Source organism: Pseudofrankia coriaricola (genome assembly GCF_032027725.1).
Lineage (GTDB): Bacteria > Actinomycetota > Actinomycetes > Frankiales > Frankiaceae > Pseudofrankia.
Map to the genome: position 1 here is coordinate 19,836 of NZ_JASNFO010000083.1, position 13,657 is coordinate 33,492.

Annotated in this window: 12 protein-coding genes and 3 pseudogenes; 8 read left to right on the forward strand and 7 right to left on the reverse strand. The window is 69.9% G+C overall.

The window, feature by feature from the left end:
* Positions 1-599: 599 nt before the first annotated feature.
* On the reverse strand, positions 600-1,079 hold the full coding sequence (locus QOZ89_RS35440) for a MarR family winged helix-turn-helix transcriptional regulator (RefSeq protein ID WP_071046440.1): 480 nt from the start codon (positions 1,077-1,079) through the stop codon (positions 600-602).
* 115 nt (positions 1,080-1,194) lie between these two features.
* On the opposite strand from QOZ89_RS35440, the gene QOZ89_RS35445 reads away from it, so the two are divergent.
* A complete protein-coding gene (locus tag QOZ89_RS35445; protein ID WP_241841438.1) occupies positions 1,195-1,905 on the forward strand; it encodes an SDR family oxidoreductase in 711 nt (236 codons plus the stop codon).
* Between the two features lie 664 nt (positions 1,906-2,569).
* Here the strand turns inward: QOZ89_RS35445 and QOZ89_RS35450 are convergent.
* Positions 2,570-3,163 carry an NADPH-dependent FMN reductase gene (locus tag QOZ89_RS35450; RefSeq protein WP_071046438.1) on the reverse strand — a complete coding sequence of 198 codons (594 nt, stop codon included), beginning with the start codon at positions 3,161-3,163 and terminating at the stop codon, positions 2,570-2,572.
* A 113-nt stretch (positions 3,164-3,276) separates the two neighbouring features.
* Between QOZ89_RS35450 and QOZ89_RS35455 the strand changes: the two are divergent.
* Positions 3,277-3,513: pseudogene (locus tag QOZ89_RS35455) on the forward strand (helix-turn-helix domain-containing protein); the annotation flags it as partial.
* A gap of 28 nt (positions 3,514-3,541) precedes the next feature.
* Here QOZ89_RS35455 and QOZ89_RS35460 read toward each other — a convergent pair.
* Positions 3,542-4,450, reverse strand: a complete 909-nt coding sequence (locus QOZ89_RS35460; protein WP_241841437.1) for a helix-turn-helix domain-containing protein — start codon at positions 4,448-4,450, stop codon at positions 3,542-3,544.
* A 27-nt stretch (positions 4,451-4,477) separates the two neighbouring features.
* The gene (locus tag QOZ89_RS35465) at positions 4,478-5,080 is read right to left on the reverse strand and encodes a dTMP kinase (RefSeq protein WP_083418041.1); all 603 of its coding nucleotides are present in this window, start codon (positions 5,078-5,080) and stop codon (positions 4,478-4,480) included.
* Positions 5,081-5,176: 96 nt separating this feature from the next.
* Here QOZ89_RS35465 and QOZ89_RS35470 point away from each other — a divergent pair.
* Together QOZ89_RS35470 and QOZ89_RS47785 are read left to right on the forward strand one after the other, a co-directional pair.
* A pseudogene (locus QOZ89_RS35470) lies at positions 5,177-5,385 on the forward strand (integrase catalytic region); the annotation flags it as partial.
* A gap of 47 nt (positions 5,386-5,432) precedes the next feature.
* Complete coding sequence (locus QOZ89_RS47785; RefSeq protein ID WP_397428904.1) at positions 5,433-5,771, forward strand: abortive infection family protein; 339 nt, start codon at positions 5,433-5,435, stop codon at positions 5,769-5,771.
* 83 nt (positions 5,772-5,854) lie between these two features.
* Here QOZ89_RS47785 and QOZ89_RS35480 read toward each other — a convergent pair whose 3' ends face one another.
* Positions 5,855-6,742, reverse strand: coding sequence for an alcohol dehydrogenase catalytic domain-containing protein (locus QOZ89_RS35480; protein WP_071046435.1), 888 nt, complete (start codon positions 6,740-6,742; stop codon positions 5,855-5,857).
* A 108-nt stretch (positions 6,743-6,850) separates the two neighbouring features.
* Here QOZ89_RS35480 and QOZ89_RS35485 point away from each other — a divergent pair, with 108 nt between their 5' ends.
* The gene (locus tag QOZ89_RS35485) at positions 6,851-7,258 is read left to right on the forward strand and encodes a winged helix-turn-helix transcriptional regulator (RefSeq protein WP_071046434.1); all 408 of its coding nucleotides are present in this window, start codon (positions 6,851-6,853) and stop codon (positions 7,256-7,258) included.
* Positions 7,259-7,527: 269 nt separating this feature from the next.
* Here the strand turns inward: QOZ89_RS35485 and QOZ89_RS35490 are convergent, their stop codons facing one another.
* Together QOZ89_RS35490 and QOZ89_RS35495 are read right to left on the reverse strand one after the other, a co-directional pair.
* Positions 7,528-8,085, reverse strand: a complete 558-nt coding sequence (locus QOZ89_RS35490; RefSeq protein ID WP_071046433.1) for a dihydrofolate reductase family protein — start codon at positions 8,083-8,085, stop codon at positions 7,528-7,530.
* Complete coding sequence (locus QOZ89_RS35495; protein ID WP_071046432.1) at positions 8,082-8,519, reverse strand: hypothetical protein; 438 nt, start codon at positions 8,517-8,519, stop codon at positions 8,082-8,084. Before QOZ89_RS35495 ends, QOZ89_RS35490 begins: the two co-directional genes overlap by 4 nt.
* A gap of 347 nt (positions 8,520-8,866) precedes the next feature.
* Here QOZ89_RS35495 and QOZ89_RS35500 point away from each other — a divergent pair.
* The 3 genes and pseudogenes from QOZ89_RS35500 to QOZ89_RS35510 all read left to right on the forward strand — a co-directional run.
* Positions 8,867-9,010 (forward strand): annotated as a pseudogene (locus QOZ89_RS35500) (cytochrome P450); the annotation flags it as partial.
* 542 nt (positions 9,011-9,552) lie between these two features.
* Positions 9,553-10,794: an NHL domain-containing protein gene (locus QOZ89_RS35505; protein WP_312628220.1), complete on the forward strand. Its 1,242-nt coding sequence runs from the start codon at positions 9,553-9,555 to the stop codon at positions 10,792-10,794.
* A 259-nt stretch (positions 10,795-11,053) separates the two neighbouring features.
* On the forward strand, positions 11,054-13,645 hold the full coding sequence (locus tag QOZ89_RS35510; RefSeq protein ID WP_312628221.1) for a serine/threonine-protein kinase: 2,592 nt from the start codon (positions 11,054-11,056) through the stop codon (positions 13,643-13,645).
* Positions 13,646-13,657: the final 12 nt, after the last annotated feature.

Below are 13,657 nucleotides of genomic sequence, written 5' to 3' on the forward strand. Positions count from 1 at the left end.
CGGGCCGGCGGAACTCATCGGTGGAGCTCGGAGCGTCCGCGCGCCAGACCACCGGGCGGCCTCACCATCTCCATCGCGCCCATGCACGAGACGTTCGGCGAGCCATCACCGGCTCGCCAGGCTGTTGCGCTCTGCGCGGATCTGCCGCCGGCAGACCGCCAAAGCCCGCCTGGTACGCGCCACGCCACCCGAGGACTGGCCAACCATCACGGCCATTGGCCATCTACTGGCCGCGCGGCAGCACCCTCTTTCAGCAGCGCCAGCTCGCCGGCGCCCATGTAGGGGTCACCTGTAAATGAGCAGCCGGTCCTGGGAGTTCGCGTCAAGCTGAGCAGCGCTCCAGGGGTGCTGCCGGGATAGTTGAGCAGCGGACCGCTGGCCTCGGTGGTGCAGGCGGGCCTGCCAGCGAGACGTTTGCCCCGGTCAGCTGCCCTGACCAAGTAGACCTGACCACCGCTGCTCATGCAGTGCCCATTTCCGGTGGCCGCTGCTCATCTTGAACCGAGCCCTAGACCCCCGTGTAGGGATCGCGCGGAGTTGGCCAGAGCGCGCGTTGGCAGCGCCCTTGCTGGCCAAACCGGCGCGTCCCAGGCCAGCGATTACTTGGCCACTTTCTGCTGTTCGCGGTCGGTGGGGTCCAGCGCGGATGCGGGTCCGCGGGGTGGTCTGATCCCGGCTGCCGCGAGCTGTGCCAGCGTTGCCCGCTGGGCTGCGGTCAGCGAGCTCCAGCGTTCGTTCACCGCGGTTGCCACCGCTTCTCGGACTCGCTGGCCAAACAGCCGTCCGTCCTCGGTGAGTCGCAGCCGGGTGATGCGTCGATCTTCCGTGTCGGCCTGTCGCGCGACCAGTCCACGCCGGGCCAGCCGGTCGGCCATGCCGGTGATGTTCGTCCTGTCGCAGCCCAGTAGCTCGGCCAGCTCGCCGAAGGCGGGGCGGCGGTCGCCGAGGGCACACAGCATCTCGATCTGCGCGACGGTCAGCCCCGAACGGCGCGCGACGGAGCCGAGTATCACCCGTATCTCCCGGTGCATCTCCATCAGGGCGCGGGCGAGGTCGTCGGTCTGCCCGGTCGGCTCCACGGGAGAGAGAGTACCCGGACAGTTGACATCCTCAACTAGTTTGGTCGATTATCTCGATAGATGAGATACTCAACTAATGGGGGTGGATGTGACGCAGGAGCGCAGGGTTGCGCTGGTGACGGGGGGGTCGCGGGGCATCGGCCGGGCCATCGCCGAACGCCTCGGGAGAACCGGGGCCAGCGTGATCGTCAACTACCGTGCGGACGGTGACGCCGCCGCCGGGGTCGTCGACGCGATCATCCGCGCGGGCGGCAGCGCCGTGGGGATACAGGCCGACGTCACCGACCCGGCGCAGCTCCGCGGCTTGTTCGATGCGGCCGAGCGACGGTTCGGGCGGCTGGACATCGTGGTCAGCAATGTGGGCGTCGCGCGGTTCGCGCCCGTCGCCGCCACCGCGGATGACGACTTCGACGCCTGCTTCACCACCAACACCCGCGCCGGTTTCCTCGCGCTGCGCGAGGCAGCCAACCGGGTAAGCGACAGCGGGCGGGTGGTGGTGATCTCCTCAGGGGTGACGATCACCGGCCGGCCAGGCAGCGGCGTCTACGCGGCGAGCAAAGCGGCCCTCGAACAGCTTGCCCGCGTGCTCGCGCGAGAACTCGGCCCCAGGCAGATCACCGTGAACTGTGTGCTCCCCGGCGCGATCCGTACCGACGCGCTCGCCGCCGGCGTTCCCGCCGAGATGGCTGGCAGGATGGTCGCCGAGATTCCGCTGGGCCGGCTCGGCGAGCCCGACGATGTCGCGGACATCGTGGCATTCCTTGTCTCCGATGGCGGGCGGTGGATCACCGGTCAGTCCATCGCCGCCGGCGGTGGAGCCTTCTGATCGAACCGCCGCTCGACCGACATCGCCTGGGCGCTCCCCGCGAACGGGCCTGTGCATGCCGAGAATGCCATCCGCCCTGGTCAGGGCGGTCGTAGCCGTCGGGACTGATCGTGGCCCTCCAGCGCCCGGCCCTCGCCCGGCGGGGTCGATGACTGCGCGAGGATGCCACTTCGTGCTGCTTCGGCTGACCTACCTCGGTGTCTCCAACGCGTTCGCGTTGCTGCGCCTGCTGCCCCGCGGTGACCGTGACAAGGACGTCGAGATCCTCACCCTGCGCCACCAGATCGCCGTGCCGCAACGCCAGCTCGACGGCCAACGGATCCAGTTCCAGCCCGCCGACCGCGCCCTACTCGCAGCGCTCCCGCACACGTTGCCACGGCCAACCCTGCGCGGCCTGCGCCTGCTGACACGCCCGGAGACCGTCCTGCGCTGGCACCACAACCTGATCACCCACCACCACGCCGCTATCTCACGCCCCAAGCAACGGGGACGGCCCCGCACCCTCCGCTCGATCCGTAGCTCGATCCGTACCCCGGTGCTGCGCCTGGCCCGGGAAAACAGCAGCTGGGGCTACCGGCGGATACACGGCGAACTCCTGGTCCTCGGCATCACCGTCGCTCCGTCCACGGTCTGGGAGATACGGCCTAACCGAACGCCCTTGAGGTTAGTCGGGGTAGGGCGCTTCGGCGCGTGCCTTCCGGAGTGCGGGGGCCCACCAGGCAAGCTGGTTGAACAACGCCTTGGCGTAACCGGGAGCGTCGGGATCGGTTGGCCGACCAGCATCCCAGGTCACGAAATAGTTCGGGAAGGCCAGACCGTCGCGAATGGTCACCGCGTGCAGTTCGGTGAGGACGTTCTCCAGGTGCAGGACTGCGTGTCGACCGCCCGCCGCGCCACCGTAGCTGATAAACGCTACCGGCTTGGCGGTCCACTGTGTGAAGTGCCAGTCGATGGCAGCTTTCAGTGACGCCGGGTAGCTGTGGTTGTACTCGGGGGTGACGAGGGCGAACGCGTCGGCGGCGTCGAGCCTTGCGGTGAGGGTTGCCATGCCCGCCGGGCGCGGATACGAGTCTCCCGCGTACTTCGGCGACACTGCCGGCAGGGATAGCGGGATCTCGAAATCGGCGAGGTCGACCACCTCTACGTCGAAGCTCCCGTGCGCGGCGGCCTGCTCGGCGACCCACGAGGCCACGACCGGGCCGAACCTCCCCTCGCGCACGCTGCCGACGACGATGACAAGTTTGCTGGTTGCGGTCATGCGTCACACCTTCGGTCGTGCCGCACGCTGCCAGCCAGACCGGGCGCAGGCTGGCCCTGATAGGGCCACCATCGACGGCGTACCAAGGCCGTCTCGGTCATACAGTGGACGGCGTGAGTACGCCGCTGGGTGACTTTCTCCGCGGCAGGCGCGATGCCACCCGACCCGAGGTGCTCGGCCTGCCCGCCGGCCCCAGGCGCCGCGCTCCGGGGCTACGACGGTCGGAGCTGGCAACGCTCGCGGGCATCAGCGTTGAGTATCTCGTCCGGATCGAGCAGGGCAGCGACCGCAACCCGTCGCCCTCGGTCGTCAACGCGCTCGCCGAGGCGTTGCGCCTCGACGTCTCCGCGCGGGAGCATCTGCGATACCTGGCCATGATCACCGGCGGCGCGTGTGCAGCTGGTGGTGTTCCTTCCCACCGACGACCCGACCGCAGATGCGGTGAACCGGTTGCGCAGGAAGGGTGGTGCCACCCTGCGCGCCGTCAACTGAGAACGCGGAGATCTTACGCGGACCATGCCGGCGATGTATCAGGGCGAGTGTCACCGGGAGTCGTCGTGTTCGCGTTCCGTGAATTGGTACCAGAGCAGCCGCGCTGGAGGAGTCCAGAGTCGATGAGGGCGTTCGCCCCTGTACCTGCCGAAAAGTACGTCCGGGCAGGTCAGGCCGCATGATCCGGATCCGAAGCGTGGAGTGTTCGATCACGGCGAGGATGTGCAGGCGTGTCCCGGTGAGGGTGACGGTTTCGAAGAAGTCGGCGGCGAGGATCGCGTGGGCCTGGGCGCGGAGGAAGTCGGCCCAGGTGGTCGCGGTCCGCTCGGGCGAGGGGGCGATGCCTGCCTGGTGCAAGATATCCCAGACTGTGGACGGGGCCACTTTGACGCCGAGGACCAGGAGTTCAACGTGGATCCTGCGGTAGCCCCAGCTGCTGTTCTCTTGGGCCAGGCGTAGTACCGGTGCTCGGATCGAGCGCACGGTGCGGGGCCGGCCAGACCGCTTGGGACGGGAGGCCGCGGCGTGCTTGCGGGCGATCAGATTGCGATGCCACCGCCGGACGGACTCCGGACGCACCCGTGGCGGCAGGCTGCGCAGGGTCGGCCGCGGCAGCGCATGCAGGAGCGCGGCGAGCGGAGCACGGTCGGCGGGCTGGAACTGGATCCGTTGGCCGTCGAGCTGGCGGTGCGGCACGGCGAGTTGGTGCCGCAGGATGAGGATCTCGATGTCCTCGTCCTCGACGAGGCCGTTCCGGACGTCGACGCGCTGTGCCATGTGTGCCGTGCCGTGCATGTGACGGCGTGGAACCGAGGGCAGCCTTCAGGCTTGGCCCTGATGGGTGCTGTCGAGGTGTTCGCGGAGGGCTCTGGCCACCAGGTGCTGCGGCGCGGACGCGTCTATGACGACGAAATCGTCGAACTCGGAGAGGGCGCGGTAAGCATCGTCGTAGGCAGCGAGATGCGCGGGGTCCTCCAGGTCGCGGCCTCGGGCCTCGACGCGGCGGGCGGCCTCCTGGGCGGGGACGGCCAGATAGAAGGTGATGTCCGGCCGGGGAAACGTGGTGTACAGGGCGCGGGCAATCCGCTCGCCCCGGTCGCCGCGGGCGCGGATCATGGCATACTGACAGTAGGTGTAGCGGTCCATGACGGCGGTCCGCCTGGTGACGACGGTAAGCAGAATCGCACGGGCGATCGTGACCCAGCGGCACAGCGTCTCGGCGACCACACGACCGTGGCGGCCAAGCAGACGCCCGCCGTCGCGCAGGCCGAGCCGCTGCGCCACCCTGTTGACGATGCGTCGCCCGGCGGCGTTCTTGAAGTATCGCGCTGGCGTCCCCGTCGCGGTCAGCTCGTCGGCCAACCAGTGCGCCAGCGTCGTCTTCCCGGCGCCGTCGACTCCTGTCAGGATGATCAATTTCGGCATCAGGCGCACGCTTGACGGTATCTGCTACAGGATTGTAGAAGTTCGTCGGTGTGCCGACATCCGTGGGGGCACTGTTGCATCGAGCCAGGCCAAGCGATCTTGACCGTCCTGAAGACCCTGGGGCTACCTCCCACGCCGGCACGACAGACCGGCACGACCTGGCGCCAGTCCTACATACCCAGGCCTCGACGATGCTGGCCGTTGACCTCTTCCACGTGGACTGTGCCGTGACGCTGCGGCGTCTGTACTGCTTCTTCGTCATGGAGGTCGGGTCCCGATACGTCCACCTCGTCGGAGTCACCGCGAAGGGAGCCCTGACCGGCCAAGATCCACCGGCAACCGAAGGGCCACCATCCCACCCAGGCGAGCGCGAACGAGAGGGGTCGCCGATTCCGAGCATCACGCACTCAGCGATCCGGAGCGAGAACGATCGCTACAGACCGCACAGGTACCGAAGAGTCAGGATGAACTTCAAGAACCAAGCAGGCGCGTGTCAGGAAACGGTACCGAGAACTCCAGTCTGACAGTTCTCCGCAACCGCGCCGGCACCGGCCACGGCCCGACCGCCACCCGCACCAGCCTAGGCACCCGGCACGCTCATCTCGCGGTCAACGCCGCCCTCACCTGGTGCCAGCTCATCCTCGACACCCTCGCCGATCCAGAGGCCCCCTGGCGCAAGAACCCCGGGTGAGTCCGCCGAGCACGCCGAGCGCAGCCAGCGGAACGTGGCTACGTAGCAGGCTCAGGCGTGCTTGACACGCCGAACTCCAGTCCTCACGGCACCAGCAGCCAGCGGCCGGCGGAGCCGGGCGCCGCCATCGCCTCCGCGTAGACCTTGGCCGCCTCGGCCAGCGGGCGCCGCGCGGCGATGCGGACCGGAGCCTCACCCGTGGCCGCGAGGGGCAGCAGCTCGCCGAGGCTGGCGCCGTCCGGCTGGGTGAGCACGACGGAGACGGCGATGCCGCGCTCGGCCGGCACATCCCGCCCCGGCTTGGTGCCCACGAAGCGACCGGCGTCGCGGACCGCCGCGATCGCGGCCTCCTGGAGGGCGGCGGCGTCGAGGACCGCGTCGTACGTCGGCCCGGGCAGCTCGGTCAGGACCGTCGACGCGCCGGCGGAGCGGGCGATCTCCTCTGCGCCGGGCCGGACGAGGGCGTCAACGGCCCAGCCGTCGCGCTTGGCCAGGGCGACGGCCCAGCCGCCGACGGAGCCGGCGGCTCCGGTGACCAGGAGCCTGCCGCGCTCCGGGCCGAGCAGGTCGAGCGCCTGGCGGGCGGCCAGGGCGCTGAGCACGCCCGAGGCGGCCTCCTCGGGCGCGAGGCCGTCAGGGACCGGGGCCACGGCGTCGGCGGGGACGACCACCTCGGAGGCGTGCGCGCGGCTCGGCGCGGCCGGGTCGGCGTGCATACCGGCGACGAGGTCGCCTGGCTTCAGCCCGGTCACCTCCGGGCCCACCTCGAGCACGGTACCGCTGAAGTCGAAGCCGAGGCCGATCACGTCCGGCAGGCCGAGCGTGGCATGGTCACCGGCGACGAAGGCGTCAAACAACGTGAAGCCGGCGGCCGCCACGCGGACGCGGACATCAGCCGGGCCGAGCACGGGTGACTCGACCTCCTCGACGGCGGGCGTCGGGTCGGAAGCACGGGATATGAGTGCATACATTGTGTCGTTCCTTCTGGATCTACCGGCCTGGACGACACCACCATCGGCGACTTACTCTCCAATGGGAAGTAGGCACTTTGAGGTGGTGTACCCACCCGGAGGTACGTGATGGCGGGAACGGCAACCGCGCAGCAGATCGAGGCGGGCGCGACGGGCTACGACGCCTTCGCCCTGAACTGCCCGAGCCGGCGGCTGATCGACACGCTCGGCGACAAGTGGGTGAGCCTCGTCGTCGTCGCACTCGGAATCCGCGGGCCGTTGCGCTACTCGGAGCTGGCCGCGCAGATCGAAGGGGTCAGCCAGAAGATGCTCACCCAGACCCTGCGCGGCCTCGAGCGCGACGGCCTGGTCACCCGCACGGTGACCCCGACGGTGCCGCTCCGGGTCGACTACGAGCTGACCGACCTCGGCCGGTCGCTGCTCGTCGTGCTCGGCCACCTCAAGGAGTGGGCCGAGCTCCACATGGGCGCGGTCGACGCCGCCCGGGCGTCCTACGACGCCACGAACGCGTCCTAGCCGCGGTCGGCTCAGCAGCCGGCGGGTTGTGGACGTGAACCTCAGGTTCCGGAAGTGCCGGCGACCTGTCGGTGGCCGTCTAGAACTGCCCGCTCGCGGCCAGTGGGTGCCCGATGACGGCCACTACGGAATGTGGTGGACCCAAGGGAAGGTTCTTCGACGACGATGGTCACGGACCCGGCGTTCGAGAGCACGCCTGTGTCGACCTCGACGTTGTGGCGGAGTTGCCAGGCCCGCGTGCCCAGGGCAGCCGACCTTCAAGCCGAGACTCAACTGGGCTGGTACCGCAGAGCGACCGCCCCCGACCGGAACTCCTGGCGCCCCACGAGCTTCAGCTCGAGCCGCTCGCTCAGGCCTGCGAACAACGTCGGCCCGTGGCCCGCCACGATGGGCTGCACGACGAACTCGTACTCATCGATCAATCCCAGATCCGCCAAGGCCAGCGGGAGGGTCACGCCTCCCACGAACAGTCCTCTGCCAGGCTCCCCCTTGAGCTGCGCAACGGCTTTCCCCAGGTCACCCTGCACAAGCTCCGCGTTCCAGTCGACCCGGTCCAGGGTGCCCGACACGACGTACTTCTTTGCCCCGTCGATCGTCCGGGCGAAGGGGACCATCCAGTCAGCCATCCAGTCAGGCCACGTTCCCGTCGCCGGCTGCCGCCACGCTTCCATCATCATCTCGTAGGTCACCCGGCCGAAGAGAAGGGCATCGGCTCGTTCCAGACTGTCGGCCCAATAGCGATGCGACTCCTCGTCCGGGATCATCCCCACCCGGTGGTCGCAGCAGCCGTCGAGGGTGACGTTGATCGAGTATCGGAGCGGTCTCATAGGATGCTCTCCCTTGCTGCGGTCGCAGGCACCTGGCGGACCGTAATCAGACCCGCGCCGCCACCCTTTCTCATCGGTCCCCCGGTCGGACCCGCCGGGAGGGCGCGAGGATCGCACACCCGTGGCACCGAAGGACCTGCGCCCTGTCCCGCGAGGTGGGTTTTTGCCTCGTCGAGTCCAGCGCCGCAGAGCAGCTGGATCTCGATCGAACAGTGCGCGTCGAAGTTGGCCTCCTTGGCCCTCCAGACCGTCAGGACGTCCGCCAGCGCACCGGCGTTGAACAGCTGCACGCAGCCCACCCGCATCAGTTCGACGTCGGCGTCCCAGCCAAGCGCCGTCTCGGCACGCACCATTTCCCGCACCTCGCCGAGATCCGTCGCGACGGGTCGCAGGCCATACCGCTGGACCCACGCCTCCCATGACTCCTCGTCCACCGCGCGGCACCTCCCGTCACGTCACGGTCCCGGCCGAATGGTCGCATACGCGTGGCCGGCAGCGGGACGGCACTAATGGGAGCCGCCGAAACTCCGGCCTCGACACCGGCGACACCATGAGCACCACCGCGCTGCGCGCAAAGGGACGCACAGGCCGCCGAGCTCGGACCGTCACGAGGGTCTGCCGCATCGAGCCAAGCCGCACGATCTTGCCCGTAGATCTTCCTACGAACTGGCCTCAGGAGCCGAATGGACCACCCTCGGCCACCCCTTTGACCGTCCCCGAGACCTCCGGACCGGAGATCCACAGTGAAGGCCCCTTGACCTGGCTCGATGCAGCAGACCCCGCCGGGCCCGCCCGCTTGGAGAGCCGGATCGCCCTCGAGGAGACCCTGCGGCGCTTCCCGACCTGGGAGGTCGACCACGCGAACGCCGTCCGCCTGCACACCAGCACCGTCCGCGGCTACGAAAAGCTCCCCATCGCCATCTGATCCCACCCGGCCCGATCTCCGCGGAGACCGAAGCCGACCGCCCGTCGCCGCACCCGACTCGCCAGCCCACTAGGCTCTCCGCGATTTGCCAGGCAGCGCTCCCGTTTGGGAGCGGATCGCCGGTCTCCATTGCGGGCGAGGATAGGACGGTCATGACGGCTGGTTCGACATCGGTCGACGGCACTCCGCCGACGGATGACACACCTACCGGTTCGGAAACGACGTGTACGACTGGTCCGCCGGACGTGCCATCGGCGACCGCGGCGCCGGTCGACCCGCCGGCCTCGGACGCCGATGTCGCACCCGATCCCGCGGCGGCGCCAGCCGACGCGGGCACCCCGGCCAGCCCACCGCCGGGCAGGCAGCACTCACCGGCGCCGACGGCCGAGCCCGGAACCGCGGGCTGGGCCCCGCCGACCGGAAATCCCTGGCCGGCGCCCATGCCCCCGGCACCGACCGCAGTGTGGGGAGGGCCCGGCGGCCCGAGCGGGAACGGCCAGGCCATGGGTGGCCCGGGTCGAGGTGACCAAGGCTCGGGGGGCATGTCCGGGCCGGGCAATGAGCCGCGTGGGCAGCGCCCTGCGTTGCTGACCGGGCTCGTCATCGGCCTGGTCGTCGCACTGGTGGCCGGCGTCGTGGTGATCGGTGTCGAGCTGCGCGACCGGGGGAGCTCGTCGCAGGCCCCGGCTGCCGCCCCCGCGACTCCCGAGCAGCCGATCATCACCCCGTCGGCCTCGCCGACCCCGGCGTACAAGCCGGCTCCCGTCCGCGGACCCGGACCCGCCTACGCGGGCGAGGCGTTGCAGTTCGTGAATCTCAGACCGGAATACGTGTCGGTCCGTCAGGACGGCACGCTGTACGTCTCCGGCTATTCGAACGCGGCCACGCTCTACTGGATCGACGCCGACGGCACGGCCGTGCCGGTTGTCGGTGACAAGCCGGTGGCCACTCTGAGCGAGGAAGCGGGAGCCCTGATACCCGGCGCCGGGCAGGTCGACTGGGACGACGCGGGCAATCTTTACGTCCCGGACATCAACGGCTACCGCATCGTCAAGATCGACCTGAAAGGCGTCGTGACCCCCGTAGCCGGCAACGGCACCCCCGGCTTCTCCGGCGACGGCGGCCCCGCGACGGAAGCGCAGATCAGCAGGATCGAGGAGGTCGCCGTGCTCGGCGACGGCACGGTCTACTTCGCCGACGACGGGAACCAGCGGATCCGCAAGGTCACACCCGACGGCGTCATCACCACCATTGCCGGCACCGGTCAGCCCGGCTTCAGCCGCGGCCCGACGACGGCCGCGTCCGCCAAGCTCGGCGGCCCGAACACCATCGAGGACGCCCCGGACGGCAGCCTCTACGTCACGAACATCGTCAGCGGAACCGTCCAGCGCATCGACCCCGCCGGCCGGCTCACCACCGTCGCCGGCGTCGGCGGCTGGGACATCAGCTCGACCGGCCGCGCAGGCGAGGGCGGCAGGGCCACCCGGGCGAAACTGACCACCCCCAGCGTCGGCCTCGGCCCCGACGGTTCGCTCTACATCGTCAGCCCTCCGCACGCCAATGTCCGCAAGGTCGGACCGGACGGAATCATCAGGACCATCGCTGGCACCGGGCACGAGGGCGCCGACGGCGACGGCGGCTCGGCAATGGCGGCGACGTTCCTCTATCCCAGGACGGTGGCGATAGACGTCACCGGAGCGGTCTACGTCGCCGACAGCGGGAACTACCGCGTGCGCCGGATCTCATCCGACGGCACCGTCACCACCGTCGTCACCTCGTCGTAACGACCGTGGTCGCGTGATCGAGATCGGCAACCGGCGCCGCAACCTGTTGGGTGCCAGAACGCGGAAGCGGCTCGGGGCCCACCCAGACAGTTGGGCGAATAATGCGGGTAGTAGCGTCGAAGCAACCTCTGGACTGATCTTCGTCACCGAGCCGTCGAGACCCGCCCACAGACTCACAGGGAATGTTGCGACAGTGCCTCAGGAGCCGATTTCACTGCCCCGGTACCGGCTGACCCAACCGCCGCTGTCCGAGACCCGCATGAGCATTGTCTACCGTGCGACGGATACCCAGCTGAACGACCGACCGGTCGTCGTCAAGATCCTCTCTCCGCAGCTCGCGCACATTCCCCAGTATCGCGAACGGTTCTTCCGCGAGGTGCGGGCCGTGGCCACGCTGCGACACCCGCACATCGTCGACGTCTACGAGGCGGCCACGGAAAGGACCGCGGAACAAGCCGCGGCCGGGCGCGACCAGGGCAGCGGTGAGCAGGAGCCTCTCTACCTCGTCATGCCGTACATCGAGGGCTCCAGCCTACGCGGACTGCTCGCGGACAACAGGCAGCTGGACCTCGCCACCGCGGTCCGGCTGTGCGAGCAGATCGCGTCCGCGCTGGACTTCGCCCATCGGAGGGGAATTGTTCACCGCGACGTCAAACCGGGGAACATCCTCGTCGAGTCCGAGACGGGACATGCCTACCTGTGCGACTTCGGCATCGCCAAGGTGGGCTTCGAACGGGCGCTGACCGCCGTGGGCGGCTTCCTCGGAACGCCCGACTACTCGGCGCCGGAACGCTTCGACCCGGCCCGGTTCGAAGAGCTGCCCATGGCCCTCCGGCCGACAATCGAGCGGCCGCCGCGCGAGGTCGCCGAGGAGAAGCTCGTCGACATCTACGCGCTCGGCGTCGTGATGTACGAGTGCCTCACCGGCAGCCGCCCGTTTGGCCAGCTCGGCGAGCAGGTGCGGCGGGACCCCCCGGCCCTGACCGAGCTGCGCCCCGACCTCCCGCCCGCGCTCGACGACGTGCTGCGGGCCGCGATGGCACGCGACCCCACGCGTCGTCCGTCCTCCTGCGCCGAGTTCGCGAGCAGGCTGGCGGCCGCGGCCGCCAGCCTGCGCTCCGCCCCGTCGCCGGTCGGCCCGGCCTCGCCACCTTCGACGACGACGCGGTTCACCTGGACACCGCCGAGCACCCCGCCAGACCTACCGTTCGGCGCCCCGCCGCTCCCGCCCGGCGGGGCCTGGGGCCCGCCGCCGGGCTCGCCGCCCCCGGCCGACGCGCTCACCGCGTCGCCGGCCGGCGTGACTGGGCAGACCCCGACCGGTCAGGTGGCGCCCGGGCCCGGGAGGCGTCGGCTCGTGGCTGCCCGGCGGGTGGCGGCGCGGCACAGGCGGCCCCTCATCGCGGCCGGGGCGAGCCTGATCGCCGTCGGCGTGCTGCTCGGAGCCACGCTCCCGGCCGCCCTGGACAAGCCGGGAGTCGGAGACCGGCCCGACCAGCGGCAACTGGTCCGAATTCCCGAACCGCTGCGCGCCGACTGCGCCCGCGACAAGCCGGCGGGCGGGGCCGACGTCGTGGTCTGCCACGACGTCGACCAACCAGTCCAGTTCACCTTCTTCGCCAGCCTCGACGAGATGGACAGCGCCTACGGCGCCGCGACGCGGGACGCGGGGGTCAGCCGTGGCACCGGGGACTGCAGCGTCGCGGTGGGCACCGGCGCCGAGCATCGCTATCCCGGCGTGGACGCGAGCCCCGGCGGCCGGCACGGGCGCCTCCTCTGCCACACGCGCGACGGCACGACCTCCCTCGTCTGGACGGACGACAAGGCGATGGTTCTGGCGACGGCCAGCAGCCGCGCGGGCGACGACCTGGCGCTGCGGGAGTCCTGGAGCCGCTGGGTCGGCCTGAAGGCCTTCCCCACCACCGAGGAGAAGGCTCTGGTCAACCTGTACGACCTTAAGGACTGCCGCCGGCCGGCCGCAGGGACTCTCGAGCGGTTCCACGGCATCGTCGCCGCCATCGAGTGCGCTCCGCCGAACGCCGACGAGGGCGCGACGACGGTCTGGTACTACCAGTTCACGGCCCTGGACGGGCTTCGGTCGACCTACGACGCCCAGGTGAGCGCCGTGCAGGCGCCCAAGGACACATACTGCGGCGATGGTGGCGAGAACCCCGGCACCCTCGGCACCAACCAGTGGGACCTTCGCGGTGTCGACCTGGGCAACCTGCTGTGTTACCGCGGCTCCGGGGGCGTTCCGACCATGGAATGGACTCTCGAGTCCATGCGTGTCCTTGGCCGGGTGGTCGGGCACGATCCAGCGGACCTCGCGACCTGGTGGGCGGGCAACCACGGCCCGTCGCAGGTGGAGATCACCAAGGCGGTCAACCGCACTTCCACTCCCCCGTTCCCGACCGCGGCGGAGCGGCAGTTGCTCACCCACATTCCGCCGGCGGCCCGGGTCGACTGCATGCGGCTGTCCGAAGACCAGGTCAAACAGAACGTCGGCGACCAGAAGCCGGTGGCCGCCATCGCGTGCGACTCCCAGGCCGGCAATCCGCGGATCATCTTCTATTACCAGATGGCCGACGCCGCCGCGTTGGCGGCCACCCTCCGATTCAACGATCCGGGCACGGACGCCGACTGCACCCAGCAGCCACCGGACTTCCTCGGCGGCGCCCCCTACCTGAACAACGGCGACACGGGACGTCTCGTCTGCGGCACGAACCAGAGCGGCGCTCGATACCTGATCTGGTCGAACGACCGGCTGAACATTCTCGCCTGCGCGTTCGGCAGCCGCCTTCCCCCCGCGGACCTGATCGCCTGGTGGAGCGCCAACGCCGGTCCCCGGTAGGGCCGACCGGAG